The organism is Blastomonas sp. SL216, from assembly GCA_026625625.1.
In the GTDB taxonomy this organism is placed as follows: domain Bacteria; phylum Pseudomonadota; class Alphaproteobacteria; order Sphingomonadales; family Sphingomonadaceae; genus Blastomonas.
In genome coordinates this window covers 2,778,929-2,796,558 of the sequence record CP113055.1, presented here as the reverse complement: position 1 = coordinate 2,796,558, position 17,630 = coordinate 2,778,929, and the positions used below count along the sequence as shown (strand labels likewise).

Here is a 17,630-nt window from a genome sequence, read left to right as displayed (position 1 = left end):
CCACATGGCCATGGCATGACCTCCGGCGATCCTCCCCAGGCCGCGCCCGCCCGCTTTCGCTGGCTGGCCGCGCTCCGCTTCCTTGCGGTCGCGCTTCTGGTCTGCGTGCTGCTGGCCATCAGCACCGAACCCCAGGTGCCACCGCCCACGCCGCCCGATGCGCGCAATGTCGATCTGGCGCGCGGCGTCGTCCGGCAGGTGGCAGGCGATGAGAATGTCGCGGGCAAGCGCCAGGTCATAACCTTGCGCCAGCCCGAGCTGGACGGCCTGTCCGCGCTGGTCAGCCAGGTGATGGCACCGATCCGCGTCGATGCCCGGCTGGTGGCCGCAGGGCCCCGCGCCGCGGATCGGCCCGCGCTGGTGGCCCGGCTGAGCCGCAGCCTGCCGCTGGGCGCCTGGCTCAACATCGAGGCACGCGTGCACAGCGAGGGCGATGGCCGCGCGCTGCCGGTGGTCCGCGCCAGGATCGGCCATCTGCCTGTTCCCGCCTGGCTGACGCGGATCGTGATGACCCATGGCTGGTCGATGGTGCAGGCCGACAGCGCGGAGGCGAAGACGCTCGAAGAGACGCTGCCGCTGGTGCGGATCGGGCCCGAGGCTGCGCGCGTCGTGCTCATTCATCCGGGGCGCAGTGCCGCCCTGGCCGGGCTGGCGCGGCTGGGCGGCAATGCCACCGACCCTGGCTGGGTCGCGCGCGCCTATTGCGCGCTGACGCTGCACGACGATGCCGATCTGGCTGCCATCGTCCGCCGCGCCTGGAGCCTGCCACGCCCGTCGCAGCTCGCCATTGTCGAACAGAATCGCGGGCTGATGATGGCCGTGGCGATGCGGACGATCCCCGAATATCGCGACCGGCTGGCGGGCGCTGCGCTGCCGCTGGTGGCGCGGTGCACCAACCCGGATCAGCCGGTCACGCTGGCAGGCCGCAATGACCTCGCCAAGCACTGGGCGATGTCAGCTGCGCTCGGTATCAGCCTGGGCGGATCGGTCGCGCAGTCGCTGGGCGCGTTCAAGGAACTGTCGGACAGCCTCAAGGGCGGCAGCGGCTTTTCGTTTGTCGATCTGGCCGCCGACCGCTCGGGCGAGCGTTTCGCGCGCGCTGCCGCCAATCCCCAACTTGCCCGGTTCGTCCAGACGCGGCTCGCTGCGGTCACCCAGGACCAGCTGCTCGCGCGCGAGGCGCTCAGCAAGCCCGAGGGGATCGATGCCGCCTTGTTCGAGCAAACGTACAGCAATATCGATTCGCCCGAATACAGACGCGCGCTGGCGGCGATCGACCGGCTGCTCGATGATGTCGGTGTGCCCAAGCCCTGAAGCCCTTGCGCGATGCGCGGAAAGGCCCTGATCTGGGGTTGCCGCAACGCAAGAGCCGCCGACCGTCAACGGCCGGATGGAAAACGCCCTATGGCTGCTTCTTCAGCGCCTGCAGCGCTGCGAACGGCCCGCTCGCCTCAGGTGTGGACAGGCCATATTCGGCGCGCGCAGCCTCGGCCCCGGGCCCTTCGGCATAAGGGTCGATCTCCAGCGCCAGCGTCTGCGCGATCGCCTCGCCCAGATCGATGGTGCTGCCGGTATAGGCGATGGTGTCGAGATCCTCGCTGCTGAGCTCGATCTCTTCACCCGAATCGGCAAGCGCTGCCTCGTAATCGCTTTCCGGCAGGAAGCGCAGGCGATAGTCCGAGGCGATCTCCACCGGGAAGTCGTCGCCCGAAATCGCGCAGGCCTGGACCAGCTCGGCCTCGATCCGGCCCGAAACCTCGACGCCCGTTGCGCGCTCCTCGACCTGGGCGCTGGCCTTCAGCGCGGTGATCGAGACAATGTCGAACCGGCGCGCCAGCGCAGCGCGCTCGGGCGCATCGGCGCTGACCTCGATGATCTGGCGCGGCAGCGCGCGAAGATCGATCGGGCGCGAAAACTCGGTCGGCTCCTGCATCAGAACGCCCCCTGCATCACCGCCTCTGCCGGCACGGTGCGCAAGCGCGCATACAGCGCGGAAAGGTGATCGGCGCTGGCGGAAACGGCGCTCTCTTCCACCGGTGCGTCCCGATAGAGGTTGCGGCGCAGCGCCTGGCCAAGCTGTGCCCCGTCGCCGCTTGCCAGCGCCTCGCGAAAGGCCCCCAGCCGCCCGCCCAGCGCGCTCATCATCTTGCCGATATGCTTGCCGACAATCAGATCGCCGACGCCGTTCTGGCGCAGCTGTCCGTCCATGTCGTCGACGAACAGTTCGGCGAGGAACACCGAAAACTGGCGTACCTTCGGATCGGCGTCGTCATTTTCCAGGCGCAGCAGGACAGCGGCCAGCACCATCGTCACCGCCTCGAACCGGCCATCGACGCTGTCTTCCACCTGGCCATCGAGATACCAATAAGGGTCGCGCCCCAGCGCGACGATGCGGTCATAGGCGCTGCGCGCGATCTCGCGCGGGTCCTTGCGGCTGAACAATCGGGAAAGGACGGACATCGGGTCTAGCCTCTTCAGGGGTCTGGCGTGATGCAGGAGAGGAATGCGGCGTTAAGCCACAATTCATTGGCTACTTGTGATGCAGCGGCTTAGTGCATATTGAGGCGGCAACGGCAAGTTGCAAGAGATGGTAATGGGCTTGGGAACAGGGCCGGGCCCCGTCGCCAGACCGCCGCAGGAACAGCGGATTGACCGCCAAGGAAGAATGATGACCAGCAAAGCCCAGACCCTCCGCGCGCCCCGTCGCCTGCGATCACGCGCTGCCCTGGGGCTGATGGTGGCCTGCCTGCCGCTTCTCGCAGGCTGCGGCCAGCTGCGCGGACATCAGGGCTTTATCTATGACCAGACGCTGGCAAGCCAGATCCTGCCGGGCGTGGACAACCGCCAGTCGGTGGAGCGCACGCTGGGCCGTCCGACCTTTACCGGCCAGTTCGGCGACAGCGAATGGTATTATTTCGCGCGCGATACGCGCCAGCTCGCCTTTGCCAATCCGCGCCCGACCGCGCAGCAGGTGATGCGGGTGAAGTTCGACCAGACCGGCAATGTCGCGGCGGTCGATTTCACCGGGCTGGACCAGGTCGCGAAGGTCGATCCCGATGGCGACAAGACGCCGACGCTGGGCCGCAACCGCACCTTCTTCCAGGATCTGTTCGGCAATATCGGCGCGGTCGGCGCGCCGGGTGCGGGCGCAGGCGGCGCTCCGCAATAAGCGAGCGTCAACCGGTCAGTCGGTCTCGTCGATCCGGCTGACCAGCAGCTTGTCGACCTTGCGATTGTCCATGTCGACAATCTCGAACCGCCACCCCTGATCGTTGAACACCTCGCCCTCCTTGGGCAGGTGGCGCAGGCAGTGCAGCACATGGCCTGCCGCCGTCGCATAATCGCGATCCTCGGACAGCGTCATGCCCAGCCGCTCGGCCATGGCATCGGCGGGCAGCGCGCCCGATATCAGCAGGCTGCCATCGGCGCGGACGACCACCATCGGCGAATCGCCTTCGCCCTGGTCCGACGCGAAATCGCCGACCAGAGCCTGCAACAGGTCCGCGGGGGTGACCAGGCCTTCGAAATGGCCATATTCGTCATGCACCAGCGCCATCGGCACTTCGCCCTTTTGCAGCGCCTTGAGCGCATCCATCGCATCGAGCCGGTCGGGCACGATCGGCGCGGTGCGGGCAAGCGCGGCCAGATCCAGCGGCGCACCTTCGATGATCGCGGTCAGCAGGTCGCGGACGGTGACGATGCCGATGATCGCATCGACCGAGCCATTGGCGACGGGCAGCCGGCTGTGCGGGGATTCGGTCATGATCCGGCGAAGATCGTCCAGCCCCGCCTCGGCAGGCAGCCAGTCGACCTCGGTCCGCGGCGTCATCACCTCGCGCACCGGGCGGTCGGCGAGGCGGACGACGCCCGAGATGATCGCGCGTTCGGATTCCTCGATCACGCCCGATTTGGTCGCCTCGGCAAAGATCATCTGCAGCTCTTCGGCGGTGACGATGTTTTCCGATTCGCGGTTGAGGCCGAGCAGCCGGAAGATCAGCGCGCTCGACCGGTCGAGCAGCCACACCAGGGGCGCGGCGCCACGCGCCATCAGGTCCATCGGGATCGCCATGATCACCGCCAGTTCCTCGGCCTTGCGCAACGCAAACTGCTTGGGGACGAGTTCACCGATGACCAGCGACAGATAGGTGGTCACGCCGATGACCAGCGCAAAGCCAGCGCTATCGGCGACATCGGCCGGCACGCCGACCAGCGCCAGCCGTTCACCCACCGGGGCGCCCAGGCTTGCGCCCGAATATGCACCGGCGAGAATGCCGATCAGCGTGATGCCGATCTGGACGGTGGAGAGGAACTTGCCCGGGTCAGACCCTAGCCGCAGCGCGGTGCGCGCACCGTTGCTGCCATCGCGGGCCATCGCCTCCAGCTTCGCGTTGCGCGCGGAAACGATCGCCAGTTCCGACATCGCGAACACGCCGTTGAGCACGATCAGCGCCAGAATGATGACGACATCAAGCCAGGGAAAGGGGGGAAGAGGGTCCATCGGGCCTTATGGGGTTAAGCTGACACCCTATATCGCAGGCGCGCGGTGTGTCACGTGCTTTCGCACCTGCAATGAAGCCATTGGCCGCTCGCGCCCGGCGCGGAAATTAAACGAAGTTACATTTGGGTTCGGGAACCATTCAGCCGCCAAACCGAATAAGCGGATGAGACGCAGCGACGCGTCCGTGAGACCAATGACCTATCGCGGGAGCACATGATGAACAGCAAGACCATCCGTATCGCAGCCTTTGCCGGCCTGGCCAGCCTGGCGCTCGGCGCCTGCGTGACCGATCCGGAGACCGGCCAGCAGCGCATCAGCCGCACGGCGATCGGCGGCATCGGCGGCGCGCTGGGCGGCTATCTGCTGGGCGATATCGTCGGCGGTCGCCGCGATCGCACCGAGAAGATCGTCGGTGCAGGCATCGGCGCAGTCGCCGGTGCAGGCATCGGCTATTATCTCGACCAGCAGGAGCGCGAGCTGCGCCAGAAGACCGCCGGAACCGGCATCGATGTCGTCCGCGATGGCGACAGCCTGCTGCTCAACATGCCCAGCCAGGTGACCTTTGATGTCGACAGCTCGGCGGTGAAGCCCGAGTTCCGCAACACGCTGAACGACGTCGCCTCGACGCTGGTCCAGTATGAAAGCACCTATATCGACGTGTACGGCCATACCGATTCGACGGGCAGCGATGCGTATAACCAGACGCTGTCCGAGCGCCGCGCGCAGTCGGTGTCGAGCTATCTTTCGAGCCGCGGCGTGCAGTCGGCGCGTCTGGCGACGCGCGGCTTCGGTGAATCGCAGCCGGTGGCGTCGAACACCACCGAAGACGGCCGGGCGCAGAACCGCCGCGTCGAAATCCGCATCGTGCCGGTGACTCAGGCCGACGTGAACGGCTGATACCAGGTTTTTCCCCTCCCGTTCGCGGGAGGGGGAAGCTCGTCAGAACAGGCCTTCGATCTCGCCTTCGGCATCGAAGCGGATGCTTTCGGCTGCCGGGACACGGGGCAGGCCGGGCATGGTCATGATCTCGCCGCAGATCGCGACGACAAAACCCGCACCCGCGCTCAGCCGCACCTCGCGCACCGGCAGGACATGGCCCGTCGGCGCGCCCAGCAGCGCGGGGTCGGCGGAAAAGCTGTACTGCGTCTTGGCCATGCACACCGGCAGATGGCCATAGCCTGCCTCTTCCCAGCGCTGGAGCTGTGCCAGCACCGCCGAGGTGGCAGAGACCGATTCGGCGCGGTAGATGCGCTTGGCAACCGTCTCGATCTTGGCGATCAGCGGCAGGTCATCAGCATAGAGCGGCTGGAAGCGAGCCTCGTCGCTGGCGGTGACCCGGGCGACGGCATGCGCCAGGCCTTCCGCGCCCGCGCCACCCTCGGCCCAGTGGCGGCACAGATGCGCCTCGCACCCCTGCGCCTCTGCAACCTCGTGCAGCACTGCAATCTCGGCATCGCTGTCGCTGTGGAAATGGTTGATCGCGACCAGCACGGGCACGCCGAACTGGCGGACATTCTCGATATGGCGGACCAGATTGACGCTGCCCCGGCGGACGGCCTCGACATCCTCGCCGGCCAGATCGGCCTTGGCGACGCCGCCGTTCATCTTGAGCGCGCGCACCGTGGCGACGATCACCGCAGCGGCAGGCTTAAGCCCGGCCTGGCGGCACTTGATGTCGAAGAATTTCTCCGCCCCCAGATCCGCGCCGAACCCGGCTTCGGTCACCACGAAATCGCCCAGCGCCAGGGCGGCGCGTGTCGCGATCACCGAATTGCAGCCATGCGCGATATTGGCGAACGGCCCGCCATGCAGCAGCGCCGGATTGCCCTCGAGCGTCTGGACGAGATTGGGCTTGATCGCCTGGGCCAGCAGCACCGCCATTGCCCCTGCGGCCTTGAGGTCGCTGGCTGTCACCGGCTGGCGGGCGCGGGTATAGCCGATGACGATGCGGCCCAGCCGCTCTTCCAGATCTTCCAGATCGCGCGCCAGACACAGGATGGCCATGACTTCGGACGCGACGGTGATGTCGAACCCGCTTTCGCGCGGGAAGCCGTTGCCGACCCCGCCCAGCGACTGGGTGATCGAGCGCAGCGCCCGGTCGTTGATGTCGAGCACGCGCCGCCACACCACGCGGCGCACGTCGATATCGAGCGCATTCCCCCAATGGATATGGTTGTCGATCATCGCCGAAAGCAGATTGTGCGCAGAGGTGATCGCGTGAAAATCGCCGGTAAAGTGCAGGTTGATGTCTTCCATCGGCCCGACCTGCGCATAGCCGCCTCCGGTCGCGCCGCCCTTGGTGCCGAAGCACGGGCCAAGCGAGGGTTCGCGCAGGGCGAGCACGGTCTTGTGGCCGATCCGGTTTAGCGCATCGGCCAGCCCGACCGATGTCGTCGTCTTGCCTTCGCCCGCAGGCGTGGGGTTGATCGCCGTGACCAGGATCAGCCGTCCGCGCGGGCCGGCGCTATCGAGCCCGGCGGTCTTGAGGTCGATCTTGGCCTTGTAATGGCCATAAGGTTCGACCGCCTGCGGATCGAGCCCCAGCGAATCGGCAATGCCGGCAATGGGCTTCAGACTGGCGGCGCGCGAAATCTGGATATCGGTGAGCATCGGGCCTCTGCAAAACGAGCGTGAGGCATCGTTGGTAACGGTCATGCCCGGACAGGCAAGCACCGATGGTCAGCGGACGATGATTTCCACCCGGCGGTTGCCGCCATTTTCGGTTTCGTCAGGGGTGGGAAAGCGCAACTCGGTTTCGCCGCGACCCGTGGTGGTGATCACCTCGGGCGGGAAGCCCAGCTCTACCAGCCGCACCTTGATCTCGTCGGCGCGCTTTTGCGAGAGGGTGAGATTATACCCTTCCTTGCCGACGGTATCGGTATAGCCGATGATCTCGATCTCCGCTCCCGGACGCGCCTTGAAATGCTCGGCGAGCGCATCGATCATTCCCTCCGACCCGGGTGCCAGATCGGTGGTATCGGGGACGAAATACATGATGAAGCGTGCAGGCGGCGGCGGCAGATCGTTGATCAGGCTGCGTTCGTCGGGCTTCAACCCGGCCTGTCCCACGCCCTTGGGCCGCGGCGCGCAGCCGGAAAGCTTGGTGCGGGTGAACGATCCGGCAATGGTCGATCCGTCGGGATTGCCGCAGCCCTCGTCGATCACGGCCAGCGCGCCTTCGGTCGATCCGTCCTCATTGTCGAGCAGCAGCAGCGATGGTCCCGCGCAGCCCGCCAGCATCAGCGGCAGCAGCGCGATCGAAATACCCCCCGCGCGCATCATTCGGGCACGTTGATGATGAAGCGGGTGCCGCGCACCCCGAGCAGCGATGTCGGCGTGCGCACCTTCATCGCGTCGCGGCGCGATTTGGCGATCTGGCCCGAAACGACGCCGAGCGATCCGCGCTCGACCCGGGTCTCGAAGGTGCCGCTGCGCGTGGTGCGGTCGAAATCGAACTTGTCGACCGCGATGCGGCTGTTGGGGCCGACCGAAAAGCGGGTGTTGTCGGCAAAGGATACCGCAATCTGGCCGCCCTTGCCGGTGACCAGCACGTCACCCGGCAGCAATGCCGTGCCGACAGCAGGGTTGACGCGCGCGCCCTTGCGCTCGATCGAGGCGATGCCGGCGCTTTTCTTGACCCGGCCGATATCGGCCCAGGCCGGCTGAGCCGTCATGGCCAGCAGCGAAAATGTAACAAGCAGTGCGCATTTCATAATATGCATCCCCTCTTGCCCGCCAGCATGGCATAACCTGCACCATGACTGCGCGCAATTTCAAACCGTATCGCTGCGATCTGGATGCCAATGGTCCCGAATCGGTACATCGCGCGGTGGCATTGGCACAGGCCTTCAGCGCCGAGCATAGCCTTGCCCCGGTCCAGGGTGCAAAGCTTGCGGTGCTGGTCGAGGAAGCCGTGACCAATGTTTACGAGCATGGCGGGGCAGAACGCGGTCTGTGCGGCTGGCTGGCGCTGGAGCGTGACCCGGCGGGCGTGTGCATCCTGCTCGCCGATAATGGCTGTCCGTTCGATCCGCGCGCGGCCGAAATGTCCGACATGCCGAACATGGAGCGCGGCGGCGGCGCGGGCCTCGCCATGATCCGCGCCTGGGCCGAGATTGCCGATTACCGCCGCGAAGAGGGTTTCAACCTGCTCGAGCTGGTGCTGCTCGGCTGAGCGCTGCTTTCAGGTTTCGGCCACCAGCGGGTTGATCGCACCTTTCAGCTGGCTGCGCTGGTCGATCATCCGCGCCAGCTCACCCTCGCCCGATCGCAGCCGGGTCGGCGTGGTTCCGGCAAACAGCTTGAGCTCGCGGATCATGTGCGACTGGTCGTAAAACGCATCGCGCAGGAAATCCGCCTCGTCGGGCTCGGCATCGATCAGCGATCGCGCGGCGCGCAGCGCGCGATATTTGCGCGACAGATATTTGGGCGGCATGCCGTAGAGCTGCTTCACCCGGCGGGTCAGCTGGCGTTCGGACAGTTTGCTCTGCGCATGCAGGTCGGTCACCATCGGCGAGACCGAGGAGGCCAGCCAGGCATCGACCATGCGGGTAAAGGCCACCATCTCAGGCGATGCCTGTTCGATGAACCCCTGCAGCACCTCGTCGGCCGCAGCGCACATCTGCGGTAGCGAATCGAGCGTACGCAACAGCTCGAGCCGCTGGTCGATATTGGGGAAGATGGTCGATGCGGGCACGATCCTGTCGACGAAATCGGCTGCGCTCGCCTGGGTCAGCGCGCCCCATCCGGCAGCGGTGATCCCCATGCCGAACATGTGGAACGGCCCCTCGATCTCGAATCGCACGGCAGCCGTGGTGGGGCCGCAAACGACCGCGCCGGTGCAGGTGGTGGAGCTGCCATCGGGGAAATGCATCGTCACCCGCCCGCACGTGCCCAGCCGCAGCTGTGCAATCGCCGCTCGCTCTCCATCTGCCACGAAAGGCTCGGGGCAGTTGAAGCGGTAATAGACGGAAACAAACTCTCGTAGCGATTCGCCCGGCAGGGCGTATTCGAGATGTGGCATTGGCGACCCCAAATACCGGTTCGACGGGCGTAGCGTCTGCGCCATCGTCCCCTCGCCGGTTTATCCTTATGTCGACCCGGATTGGGGTATAGCTCCATTTCGGACCAAAAAAAAGGCGACCCCGCAAAAAAGCAGGATCGCCTCTTAGGAAAAGAACTCTTGGCGTCTCCGCCTTGAGCCCTTCGGGTCGCAAGGCGGTATATAGTCGGTTGCAAATTCGGACGATTGGACAGATTCGACATCTTGAAAAATCGTGCAAAATCGAAGGGCTGCCCAAAACTCCCCCAAATACGGGGGATTCAGCCGCCCGTCCCGATCCAGCTGTCGATCCGCTCCTCCAGCACCGTCAGCGGCACCGGCCCGCTTTGCAGGACGGCATCGTGGAACCGGGCAAAGCTGAACTTCGCGCCGAGCGCCTTTTGCGCCTTCTCGCGCAGTTCCATGATCTTGAGCTTGCCGATCATGTACGCCGTCGCCTGGCCCGGATAGACGACATAGCGTTCGATCGCCTTGGAGATATCGCCCGGCGGGTTGGGGGTGTTGTCGGTGAGATACTGGATCGCCTGCTCGCGGCTCCAGCGCTTGTGGTGGATACCGGTATCGACGACCAGGCGGCAGGCGCGCCACAGCTCCATGCCCAGCCGCCCGAAATCGGAATAGGGGTCTTGGTAAAAGCCCATGTCCTTGCCCAGTTCCTCGGAATAAAGGCCCCAGCCTTCGGTATAGGCGGTCACCCCGCCAAAGCGGCGGAACGGGGGCAGATCGCCCAGCTCGGTCTGCACCGCGCGCTGCAGGTGATGGCCGGGCACGCCTTCATGATAGGCCAGTGCCTCAAGCTCGGTCGAGGCCATGTCCTTGAGGTTGTAGAGGTTCACATAATAGGTGCCGGGGCGTGAGCCATCGGGCGCGGGGCTCTGGTAAAAGGCCTTGCCCGCCGATTTCTCGCGAAACGCTTCCACCGCCTTTACCGTCAGCGGCGCCTTGGGCAGCGTGCCGAAATATTCGGGCAGCTTTGCCTGCATCGCCTTCAGCCTGGCATCGACCGTGGTGAGATAGTCCTCGCGCGTCTTGAAATAGAAGCGGTCGTCGGTGCGGACAAAGGCGAAAAAGTCCTGCAGGCTGCCCTTGAAGCCAACCTTGTCCATGATGACGCGCATTTCGCCATGGATGCGCGCGACATTGTCGAGGCCGATCTGGTGGATCTGGTCGGCGCTGAGATCGGTGGTGGTGTAGTTGGCGAGCAGCTGCGCGTAATAAGCCGCGCCGTCCTTGAGCCGCCAGATGCCGTCATCGGCAGGCGCGATCGCCTGTTGCCGCTCCATCTCGGCGATCAGCCGCTGATAGGCCGGCTTGACGCTGCTCAGCAGCGCCTGCCGTCCGGCCTCGATCAGCGCGGCCTTTTCAGGCGCAGCAATGTCGAGCGCCTCGACCTTCTTGGCAAGGTCGGCGAGCAGCGTGGAGGGCGCCCCCTCATCGAACGGCGCGCCCTTGATGACGTTGCGCGCATCGTCGAGGACGAAGGGATAGACCCATTTGGGCGGCATCACCCCCGCATCGGCCCGGCTCCGCGCTTCGGCGATCAGCCCGTCCATCTGCGGGCCCATGGCCTGCAGCCGCTGCACATAGCTTTCCGCATCGCTCTTGCTGGCCACGCGGTGGATGTTGATGAGAAAGGCGGGCATCTGGCTCTGCGCGCCGTTCATCTGATCGAAGATATACTCGTTCTTACGATACGGATGCACGCGTGCGGCGCGTTCGGCCTGATATTCGAACAGGCGGTAGCTCAGACGATCCTCGGGCGAGAGCTGTGCCGGGTCGAACCGTGCCTTCATCGTCGCCAGCGCCTTCTGGCCGCGTTCGAAATCGGCGATCTCCGCTGCGTCGGAGGGGTCGTTCCACTTGCCGTAATCGCCGTCGCGCACGCCGCGATAGGCCTTGCCCTGCGGCGAGGCAGCGAGATTGTCGGCATCGACCTGGTCGAAAAAGGCAGCGAGTTCAGCATTCTGTGCCTGCGCCTGGGCAGGCGCATCCTGCGCGCTGGCGGGCATGGCAAGCGCCATCGGGCTGGCGGCAAGGCAAAGGGCAAGGGCAATCGGGCGCAGCAGCATCAGGCGGCTTTCCTTTGTTTCGAAGAGGGTTGGGCCCGAACGTATACAGACAGGCCCGATGGGTAAACCGTGCCACCGCCGCTTGACCATCGGCCCGTCGCAAAGCCATAGGCTTGGCCATGCTGTTCTCGATCGCCCGGCCCGCCTTGTATCTGCTCGATGGCGAGGCCGCGCATCGGCTGACCATCGCCGCGCTCCGCCTTGCGCCTGCCTCCGCGCCGCCTGCGCCCGATCCGGTGCTGGCCATGCAGGTGGCGGGGCTTGATTTCCCGGCCCCGGTCGGGCTTGCCCCCGGCTTCGACAAGAATGCCGAAGCGCCGCACGCGATGTTCGGTTTCGGCTTCGGCTTTGTCGAGATCGGCACGGTGACGCCGTTGCCCCAGGCGGGCAATCCGCGCCCGCGGCTGTTCCGGCTGGTCGAGGACAAGGCGGTGATCAACCGCATGGGCTTCAACAATGACGGCGCGGATGCTGTCGTCGCCCGGCTGCAAGCGGGGCAGGGCCGCGCCGGGATCATCGGCGTCAATATCGGCGCGAACAAGGATTCTGCCGATCGCATTGCCGATTATGCGGTAATGACGCAGACCATGGCGCCGCTCGCGCGGTACCTCACGGTCAACATCTCCTCGCCCAACACGCCGGGCCTGCGCGCGCTGCAGGATGCCGGCGCGCTGGCGGCCTTGCTCGATGCCGTGCAGGAGGCGCGGGGCGCGCACAGCTGCCCGGTCTTCCTCAAGCTCGCGCCAGATCTGGAACCGGCGGATATCGACGACATTACCCGCATCGCGATGGACAAGCGGCTCGATGCGCTGATCGTGTCGAACACCACGATTTCGCGCCCGGCGCTCCGGTCACGCCATGCGGGCGAGGCAGGCGGGCTGTCGGGCGCACCGCTTCGCGATCTGGCGCAGCAGCGGCTCAGGGATTTCCGGCAAGCCAGCGGTGGCGCCATTCCGCTGATCGGGGTGGGCGGCATCGCCAGCGCAGAGGATGCCTATGCCCGCATCCGCGCCGGGGCCTCGCTGGTGCAGCTTTATTCGGCTTTGGTGTACGAAGGGCCGGGCCTGGCCGCGCGCATCAATCGCGGGCTGAAGGCGCTGCTGCAGCGCGATGGCTTTGCGACGCTGAGCGAGGCGGTCGGCGCAGACTGAGGGGTGTGGGGTTCGCGTCTTCGCGTGAAACCAACCAAGAGCCGCCTGAATTGATCGAACCCGTCGATCACGTTCGCGCAAAACGCTCATTTGCGGATTTAAATGCAAATGATTATCAATACCTCCTGTCTTGCCGTACAGGAGTATCGAAATGCCGCGCGACCTTGCCAAGACCCTGAGCTATCTGGCGGTGCACCTCACCATCGGCTTCTCGGTCGCTTATGCCTTTACCGGATCGATCGAGATCGCGGGCGGCCTCGCCATTATCGAGCCGGTGGTCAACGCCGTCGCCTTCTTCTTTCACGAGAAGCTCTGGGCTGCCAAGCCCCCCGCCACGATGGCGCTCGCGGCGACCTGAGCCAAGCCTTGTCGCACCCGCCTCTCGCGCTATAACGCGGCGATGAGTTTCATTCCCCGCACCGTCCTCGCCGCAGCTGCTCTGGCGCTGTCTTCGCTCTCCATCGCCTGTCATGCGCAGACCGGCGCGCCGCAGGACAGCTCTGCCACCGCGCCGCTGGGCAAGGGCGTGGTCTCCTCGGCCGACCCGCGCGCGACCGCAGCCGGGCAGGAGATGCTGCGCAAGGGTGGTTCGGCTGCCGATGCCGCAATGGCGATGATGCTGGCGCTGACCGTGGTCGAGCCGCAAAGTTCGGGCATCGGTGGCGGCGGGCTGATGCTGCACCATGATTCAGCGACGGGGACGCTGGCCACGATCGACGGGCGTGAAATGGCGCCTGCATCCGCGAGCGAAAGCCTGTTGCTGGGCGCGGACGGCAAGCCGCTGCCCTTTATCGAGGCGTTCCAGGGCGGGCGCAGCGTCGGCGTGCCCGGCAATATCCGGCTGATGGCGCTGGCGCACCAGAAATGGGGCAAGCTGCCCTGGGCCGAGCTGTTCGCCCCGGCGATCCGGCTGGCGGACGAGGGCTTTGTCGTCAACGATGCGCTGGCCAAGGCGCTGGCGCGATTGGCACCGATCTGGGCGCGTTTCCCCGATGCGCGCGCGATCTACTGGAACGCGACCGGCCCCAAGACGGTCGGCGATCGCGTCACCAATCCTGCGCTAGCCGAGCTGCTGCGCGCGGTGGCCAGCAACGGCCCCGACGCCTTTTATGCGGGCAAGCATGGCCAGGCGCTGGCCGATGCGGTCAGCAAGGCGAGCGTCAACCCGGTGCCGATGACGCTGGCGGACCTGGCCGCCTACAAGGCCAAGGAGCGCCCACCGGTCTGCTCGCGCTATCGCGGCTACAAGATCTGCGGCATGGGCCCGCCGTCTTCGGGCGCGACCACGGTGCAGCAGATCCTGGGCATGCTCGAACCGCACGATATCGGCGCGATGGGGCAGGACAATCCCGGGACCTGGCACCTGATCGGCGAGGCTATGCAACTCGCCTATGCCGATCGCGAAACCTATCTGGGCGACGCCGATTTCGTTTCGGTGCCGGTCAACGGCCTGCTGGACCCGGCCTATGTCAAGAGCCGTGCTGCGCTGATCGATCCGGCCAGGGCGCTCAACAGCTACGAGGCGGGAACCCCGCCGGGGGCAGAGCTGCGCACCACCGCCGCCTCGAGCGAGGTTGCGGGCACGACGCATTTCGTTGCGGTCGATGGTGCCGGCAATATCGTCAGCATGACCTCGACGGTCGAGGGCCCCTTTGGCAGCCAGCTGATCGCCAATGGCTATTTCCTCAACAACGAGCTGACCGATTTCACCTTCGCGCCGGAGAAGAACGGCAAGAAGGTCGCCAACCGGGTGCAGCCGGGCAAGCGGCCGCTGTCGTCGATGTCGCCGCATATCGTCTATGATGCGCAGGACCGACCGGTGCTCGCGGTCGGCTCGGCGGGCGGCAAGCGCATCATCATGCACGTCACCAAGGCGCTGATCGGCGTGATCGACTTCAAGCTTCCCGCAGGCGAGGCGCTGGCGCTACCCAATATCTATTTCGGCGGCGGCTCGCTGATCGTCGAGGGCAAGACGCCGCTCGGCGGCATGAACGAGGCGCTCGCCGCCTTTGGCCAGCCGGTGGTGGTCGATGATCTGGGATCGAAGCTCAACGCCGCGCAGTTCAACGGCAAGGGCTGGACCGGCTATGCCGACCCGCGCAGCCCGGGCATCGCGCTCGCCGAATAACCGGGGCCAGGGGCCGTCGCGCTTTCGACCAAAGAGACGCGGGCTTCGACCAGCATAAGGCCATGGGGCAGACAGGCGGGTCATCGCAGGTTAATGATGCTTGTGATGACCTTGCCCGTTCCCCGCCAAGCCCGCCCCCGTGTCGACCAGCAGGTGGCCCTGCTCTCGATCCTGGGATTCTGGCTGTTCTACATGATCATCGTCACGCTGCGCGCGGCGGTGCTGGATTTTCCCGCCCAGGAAGAGCTGGTGGTGCGCCGCGTCGCGGTCACGCTGTTCGGCGTGCTGGTCAATGTCGCGATGTATTTCGGGCTGCGCTGGTTCGAGGACAAGCCGCTCACCCCGCGTATCATCGCCGCCTGTGTCGGCGCGGTGCCCGCTGCGCTGGCGATCTCGGTGTTCAACTATTTCGCGTTCAACATCTATGATCCGATGAGCGTGTTTCAGGATAACGAGCTGGCCGAGAATATCGTCACGCTCGATCCGGTCGCCAACGTGCTCGAATTCGCGATCTCCAGCTATTATTTCCTGATGTCCTGGGCGATGCTCTATCTCGCGCTCAGCTATGCCGCCGAGGTCCGCACCGCCGAGCGCAAGGCCGCGCGCTTTGCCCAGGCCGCGCAGCAGGCCGAGCTGCGCAGCTTGCGCTATCAGGTGAACCCGCATTTCCTGTTCAACACGCTGAACTCGCTCTCCACGCTGGTGCTGCGCAACCGGCCCGAAGAGGCCGAATCGATGATCCTGAACCTGTCGACCTTCTACCGCACCAGCCTGACCGGCGATCCGCTCGACGATGTGCCGCTGGAGGACGAGGTGCAGTTGCAGCAACTGTATCTCGCAATCGAGGAGGTGCGCTTTCCCGACCGGCTGAAGATCGAGATCGATGTGCCCGATGCGCTGATGGGCTGCTGCGTGCCCGGGCTGATCCTGCAGCCGCTGGTCGAGAACGCGATCAAATATGGCGTTGCCCGCGCGACGCGCCCCGTCACCATCCGCATCGGCGCGCGCGAGGCCGATGGCGTGCTGCACCTGATGGTGAGCGATGACGGCGATGTCATCCCGACCGATTCGGACAAGGGCAGCGGCATCGGGCTTGCCAATGTCCGCGACCGGCTCGACGCGCGCTATGGCAGCGCGGCGCGGATCGAATGGCATGTTCCCTTTGAAGGAGGCTTTGTGGTGGAACTGACCCTGCCGGCGGTGCGCCATGACTGTTGAGACCGAGACCGCGCCGCTGCGCACCATGATCGTCGATGACGAGCCGCTGGCGGTCGAGCGGCTGCAACTGCTGTGCGCGCGGCTGCCGCGGATCAGCCTGGTCGGCACCGCGAGCGATGGCGAATCCGCGCTGCGCCTGGCCGAACAATTGAAGCCCGAACTGGTGTTTCTCGACATCAACATGCCGCGCCTCGATGGCATGGGCGTCGCCCGCGCGCTCGGCAAGACCGGGCAGTCGCCCGCGATCATCTTCGTCACCGCCTATCAGGCGTTCGCGGTCGAGGCGTTCGACCTCGCCGCGATCGACTATCTGCTCAAGCCCGTCGCCACCGACCGGCTCGAACGCGCGGTCGCCCGCGTCCTCGAACGCCGCAGCGCGGTGCTCGCCAATCCCGAGCCACCGGCAGCGGCGCAAGGCGACTGGGTGCGCGAATTCTGGGTGCCGCATCGCTCCGAATTGAAGCGCATCGACGCCGACCTGATCGAACGCATCGATGCCGAGCGCGATTACATGCGGCTGCATGTCGGCACGCGAAGCTATCTGATGCACGAGACGATCAAGACGCTCGAGGAACGGCTAGACCCGGCGCGCTTCGTCCGCCTCCACCGCTCGCACATCGTGCGCAACGATTATATCACCAGCTTGCGCCACAATGGCGGCGGCGTCTGGTTCGCGTGCCTTGCCGATGGCAGCGAGCTCAGGGTGGGGCGGACGTATCTGGCGCGGGTGAAGGAAATGGCGGGGCGCTAGGGGGCGGCCCCTCGCGCGATGAGCTCCCCTCCCTGCAAGGGAGGGGAACGCGCTTGCTCTTACCACTCCTGGCTGGCCTTCAATCCGCCTCGCGAAAGGCACATCTTACCCACCTCCGCTCATCCTGAGCTGCGGGCTTGAGCCCGCGAAGTCGAAGGACCCGCGCCCACGCTGGCCGTATAGCGGGGCCTTCGACAGGCTCAGGCTGAGCGGGGTAGGGGCTCGAATCCTCAAACGAGCTTCGCCTCAGGCGGTTCTGGACCGGAACGTTTCGCTCAATGCTGCAAAATCCTGCAGAACGCATCAATCCATTCGGAAAATGAAGGAGCGACAATATCTATCGTGGCGTCGTCATGGTTGAACCAAATTACCGGGAGGCAATCACGGATGTCTGGGGCTGTTGGAAAGCAGAACAGGTTACCGATGCAGTCGGTAGCAAAGGCGACGAGTTCCTCGGACAAACCCAGATCGCGCCATTCTAGGGTGACGTCAATGATATCAGATGGCGTGAGAAATTCGCTCACATCTTTCTGATCGAGCTCTCGGTCGACGATCGCGTCCAGAAGGGCACCAACTGGGTTCGGGAGGCCATACTGACACACCGCACTTCGATAGTCGGACGGCAGATGCGTATGAAGGCGAGCTTCAGTTTGTTTCAGCTCCTCTTCAGAAACCGCCTCGGGCGGATAGCCCGGATGTGTCCATAGGGAAATAAAGCGGTCCATACTCATGCAGTAGGACTAACATGGTGCA

General features: G+C 65.4%; 18 protein-coding genes. 9 read left to right on the top strand and 9 right to left on the bottom strand.

What is annotated here, in order from left to right:
• Nucleotides 1–15 precede the first annotated feature (15 nt).
• Entirely contained in the window at nucleotides 16–1,314 is a 1,299-nt protein-coding gene (locus OU999_13165) for a hypothetical protein (protein WAC22695.1), read from the top strand.
• 88 nt (nucleotides 1,315–1,402) lie between these two features.
• On the opposite strand, the gene OU999_13160 is transcribed toward OU999_13165, so the two are convergent.
• Nucleotides 1,403–1,933: a DUF177 domain-containing protein gene (locus tag OU999_13160; protein WAC22694.1), complete on the bottom strand. Its 531-nt coding sequence runs from the start codon at nucleotides 1,931–1,933 to the stop codon at nucleotides 1,403–1,405.
• A complete protein-coding gene (locus OU999_13155) occupies nucleotides 1,933–2,460 on the bottom strand; it encodes a ubiquinol-cytochrome C chaperone family protein (GenBank protein WAC22693.1) in 528 nt (175 codons plus the stop codon). The genes OU999_13160 and OU999_13155 overlap by 1 nt, the downstream gene beginning before the upstream one ends.
• Nucleotides 2,461–2,665: 205 nt before the next feature.
• Between OU999_13155 and bamE the strand changes: the two genes are divergently transcribed.
• The gene (gene bamE, locus OU999_13150) at nucleotides 2,666–3,169 is read left to right on the top strand and encodes an outer membrane protein assembly factor BamE (protein ID WAC22692.1); all 504 of its coding nucleotides are present in this window, start codon (nucleotides 2,666–2,668) and stop codon (nucleotides 3,167–3,169) included.
• A gap of 15 nt (nucleotides 3,170–3,184) precedes the next feature.
• Here the strand turns inward: bamE and OU999_13145 are convergent, their stop codons facing one another.
• A complete protein-coding gene (locus tag OU999_13145; GenBank protein ID WAC22691.1) occupies nucleotides 3,185–4,498 on the bottom strand; it encodes a hemolysin family protein in 1,314 nt (437 codons plus the stop codon).
• A gap of 216 nt (nucleotides 4,499–4,714) precedes the next feature.
• On the opposite strand from OU999_13145, the gene OU999_13140 reads away from it, so the two are divergent.
• Nucleotides 4,715–5,395, top strand: a complete 681-nt coding sequence (locus OU999_13140) for an OmpA family protein (protein ID WAC25427.1) — start codon at nucleotides 4,715–4,717, stop codon at nucleotides 5,393–5,395.
• Between the two features lie 42 nt (nucleotides 5,396–5,437).
• Here the strand turns inward: OU999_13140 and OU999_13135 are convergent, their stop codons facing one another.
• From OU999_13135 to OU999_13125, 3 genes are all read right to left on the bottom strand, one after another.
• Nucleotides 5,438–7,108: a formate--tetrahydrofolate ligase gene (locus tag OU999_13135; protein WAC22690.1), complete on the bottom strand. Its 1,671-nt coding sequence runs from the start codon at nucleotides 7,106–7,108 to the stop codon at nucleotides 5,438–5,440.
• 69 nt (nucleotides 7,109–7,177) lie between these two features.
• The gene (locus OU999_13130; protein WAC22689.1) at nucleotides 7,178–7,780 is read right to left on the bottom strand and encodes an OmpA family protein; all 603 of its coding nucleotides are present in this window, start codon (nucleotides 7,778–7,780) and stop codon (nucleotides 7,178–7,180) included.
• On the bottom strand, nucleotides 7,777–8,211 hold the full coding sequence (locus OU999_13125) for a FecR family protein (GenBank protein WAC22688.1): 435 nt from the start codon (nucleotides 8,209–8,211) through the stop codon (nucleotides 7,777–7,779). Before OU999_13125 ends, OU999_13130 begins: the two co-directional genes overlap by 4 nt.
• 44 nt (nucleotides 8,212–8,255) lie before the next feature.
• On the opposite strand from OU999_13125, the gene OU999_13120 reads away from it, so the two are divergent.
• Complete coding sequence (locus OU999_13120; protein ID WAC22687.1) at nucleotides 8,256–8,672, top strand: ATP-binding protein; 417 nt, start codon at nucleotides 8,256–8,258, stop codon at nucleotides 8,670–8,672.
• 9 nt (nucleotides 8,673–8,681) lie between these two features.
• Here the strand turns inward: OU999_13120 and OU999_13115 are convergent, their stop codons facing one another.
• Nucleotides 8,682–9,521, bottom strand: coding sequence for a helix-turn-helix domain-containing protein (locus OU999_13115; GenBank protein ID WAC22686.1), 840 nt, complete (start codon nucleotides 9,519–9,521; stop codon nucleotides 8,682–8,684).
• A 299-nt stretch (nucleotides 9,522–9,820) separates the two neighbouring features.
• Nucleotides 9,821–11,629 carry a DUF885 domain-containing protein gene (locus OU999_13110; GenBank protein WAC22685.1) on the bottom strand — a complete coding sequence of 603 codons (1,809 nt, stop codon included), beginning with the start codon at nucleotides 11,627–11,629 and terminating at the stop codon, nucleotides 9,821–9,823.
• Nucleotides 11,630–11,748: 119 nt separating this feature from the next.
• On the opposite strand from OU999_13110, the gene OU999_13105 reads away from it, so the two are divergent.
• The 5 genes from OU999_13105 to OU999_13085 all read left to right on the top strand — a co-directional run bounded on the left by OU999_13105 (nucleotide 11,749) and on the right by OU999_13085 (nucleotide 16,877).
• Nucleotides 11,749–12,780 (top strand): quinone-dependent dihydroorotate dehydrogenase, encoded by a 1,032-nt coding sequence (locus OU999_13105; protein WAC22684.1) that lies wholly within the window; start codon nucleotides 11,749–11,751, stop codon nucleotides 12,778–12,780.
• 151 nt (nucleotides 12,781–12,931) lie between these two features.
• The gene (locus OU999_13100; GenBank protein WAC22683.1) at nucleotides 12,932–13,138 is read left to right on the top strand and encodes a DUF2061 domain-containing protein; all 207 of its coding nucleotides are present in this window, start codon (nucleotides 12,932–12,934) and stop codon (nucleotides 13,136–13,138) included.
• A gap of 42 nt (nucleotides 13,139–13,180) precedes the next feature.
• The gene (gene ggt / locus OU999_13095; protein WAC22682.1) at nucleotides 13,181–14,908 is read left to right on the top strand and encodes a gamma-glutamyltransferase; all 1,728 of its coding nucleotides are present in this window, start codon (nucleotides 13,181–13,183) and stop codon (nucleotides 14,906–14,908) included.
• 105 nt (nucleotides 14,909–15,013) lie between these two features.
• Nucleotides 15,014–16,126, top strand: a complete 1,113-nt coding sequence (locus OU999_13090; GenBank protein WAC22681.1) for a histidine kinase — start codon at nucleotides 15,014–15,016, stop codon at nucleotides 16,124–16,126.
• Nucleotides 16,116–16,877, top strand: coding sequence for a response regulator transcription factor (locus OU999_13085; protein ID WAC22680.1), 762 nt, complete (start codon nucleotides 16,116–16,118; stop codon nucleotides 16,875–16,877). Before OU999_13090 ends, OU999_13085 begins: the two co-directional genes overlap by 11 nt.
• A gap of 275 nt (nucleotides 16,878–17,152) precedes the next feature.
• Here the strand turns inward: OU999_13085 and OU999_13080 are convergent, their stop codons facing one another.
• Nucleotides 17,153–17,608: an SMI1/KNR4 family protein gene (locus OU999_13080; GenBank protein WAC22679.1), complete on the bottom strand. Its 456-nt coding sequence runs from the start codon at nucleotides 17,606–17,608 to the stop codon at nucleotides 17,153–17,155.
• Nucleotides 17,609–17,630 lie beyond the last annotated feature (22 nt).

Bases quoted from the DNA above. Each gene is read 5' to 3' on its own strand.
- OU999_13085 (WAC22680.1), top strand. From the start codon at position 16,116: ATGACTGTTGAGACCGAGACCGCGCCGCTGCGCACCATGATCGTCGAT.
- OU999_13160 (WAC22694.1), bottom strand. From the start codon at position 1,933: ATGCAGGAGCCGACCGAGTTTTCGCGCCCGATCGATCTTCGCGCGCTG.
- OU999_13105 (WAC22684.1), top strand. From the start codon at position 11,749: ATGCTGTTCTCGATCGCCCGGCCCGCCTTGTATCTGCTCGATGGCGAG.
- OU999_13100 (WAC22683.1), top strand. From the start codon at position 12,932: ATGCCGCGCGACCTTGCCAAGACCCTGAGCTATCTGGCGGTGCACCTC.
- bamE (WAC22692.1), top strand. From the start codon at position 2,666: ATGATGACCAGCAAAGCCCAGACCCTCCGCGCGCCCCGTCGCCTGCGA.
- OU999_13145 (WAC22691.1), bottom strand. From the start codon at position 4,498: ATGGACCCTCTTCCCCCCTTTCCCTGGCTTGATGTCGTCATCATTCTG.
- OU999_13090 (WAC22681.1), top strand. From the start codon at position 15,014: ATGACCTTGCCCGTTCCCCGCCAAGCCCGCCCCCGTGTCGACCAGCAG.
- OU999_13155 (WAC22693.1), bottom strand. From the start codon at position 2,460: ATGTCCGTCCTTTCCCGATTGTTCAGCCGCAAGGACCCGCGCGAGATC.
- OU999_13110 (WAC22685.1), bottom strand. From the start codon at position 11,629: ATGCTGCTGCGCCCGATTGCCCTTGCCCTTTGCCTTGCCGCCAGCCCG.
- OU999_13125 (WAC22688.1), bottom strand. From the start codon at position 8,211: ATGAAATGCGCACTGCTTGTTACATTTTCGCTGCTGGCCATGACGGCT.
- OU999_13165 (WAC22695.1), top strand. From the start codon at position 16: ATGACCTCCGGCGATCCTCCCCAGGCCGCGCCCGCCCGCTTTCGCTGG.
- OU999_13120 (WAC22687.1), top strand. From the start codon at position 8,256: ATGACTGCGCGCAATTTCAAACCGTATCGCTGCGATCTGGATGCCAAT.
- OU999_13130 (WAC22689.1), bottom strand. From the start codon at position 7,780: ATGATGCGCGCGGGGGGTATTTCGATCGCGCTGCTGCCGCTGATGCTG.
- OU999_13140 (WAC25427.1), top strand. From the start codon at position 4,715: ATGAACAGCAAGACCATCCGTATCGCAGCCTTTGCCGGCCTGGCCAGC.
- ggt (WAC22682.1), top strand. From the start codon at position 13,181: ATGAGTTTCATTCCCCGCACCGTCCTCGCCGCAGCTGCTCTGGCGCTG.
- OU999_13080 (WAC22679.1), bottom strand. From the start codon at position 17,608: ATGAGTATGGACCGCTTTATTTCCCTATGGACACATCCGGGCTATCCG.
- OU999_13135 (WAC22690.1), bottom strand. From the start codon at position 7,108: ATGCTCACCGATATCCAGATTTCGCGCGCCGCCAGTCTGAAGCCCATT.
- OU999_13115 (WAC22686.1), bottom strand. From the start codon at position 9,521: ATGCCACATCTCGAATACGCCCTGCCGGGCGAATCGCTACGAGAGTTT.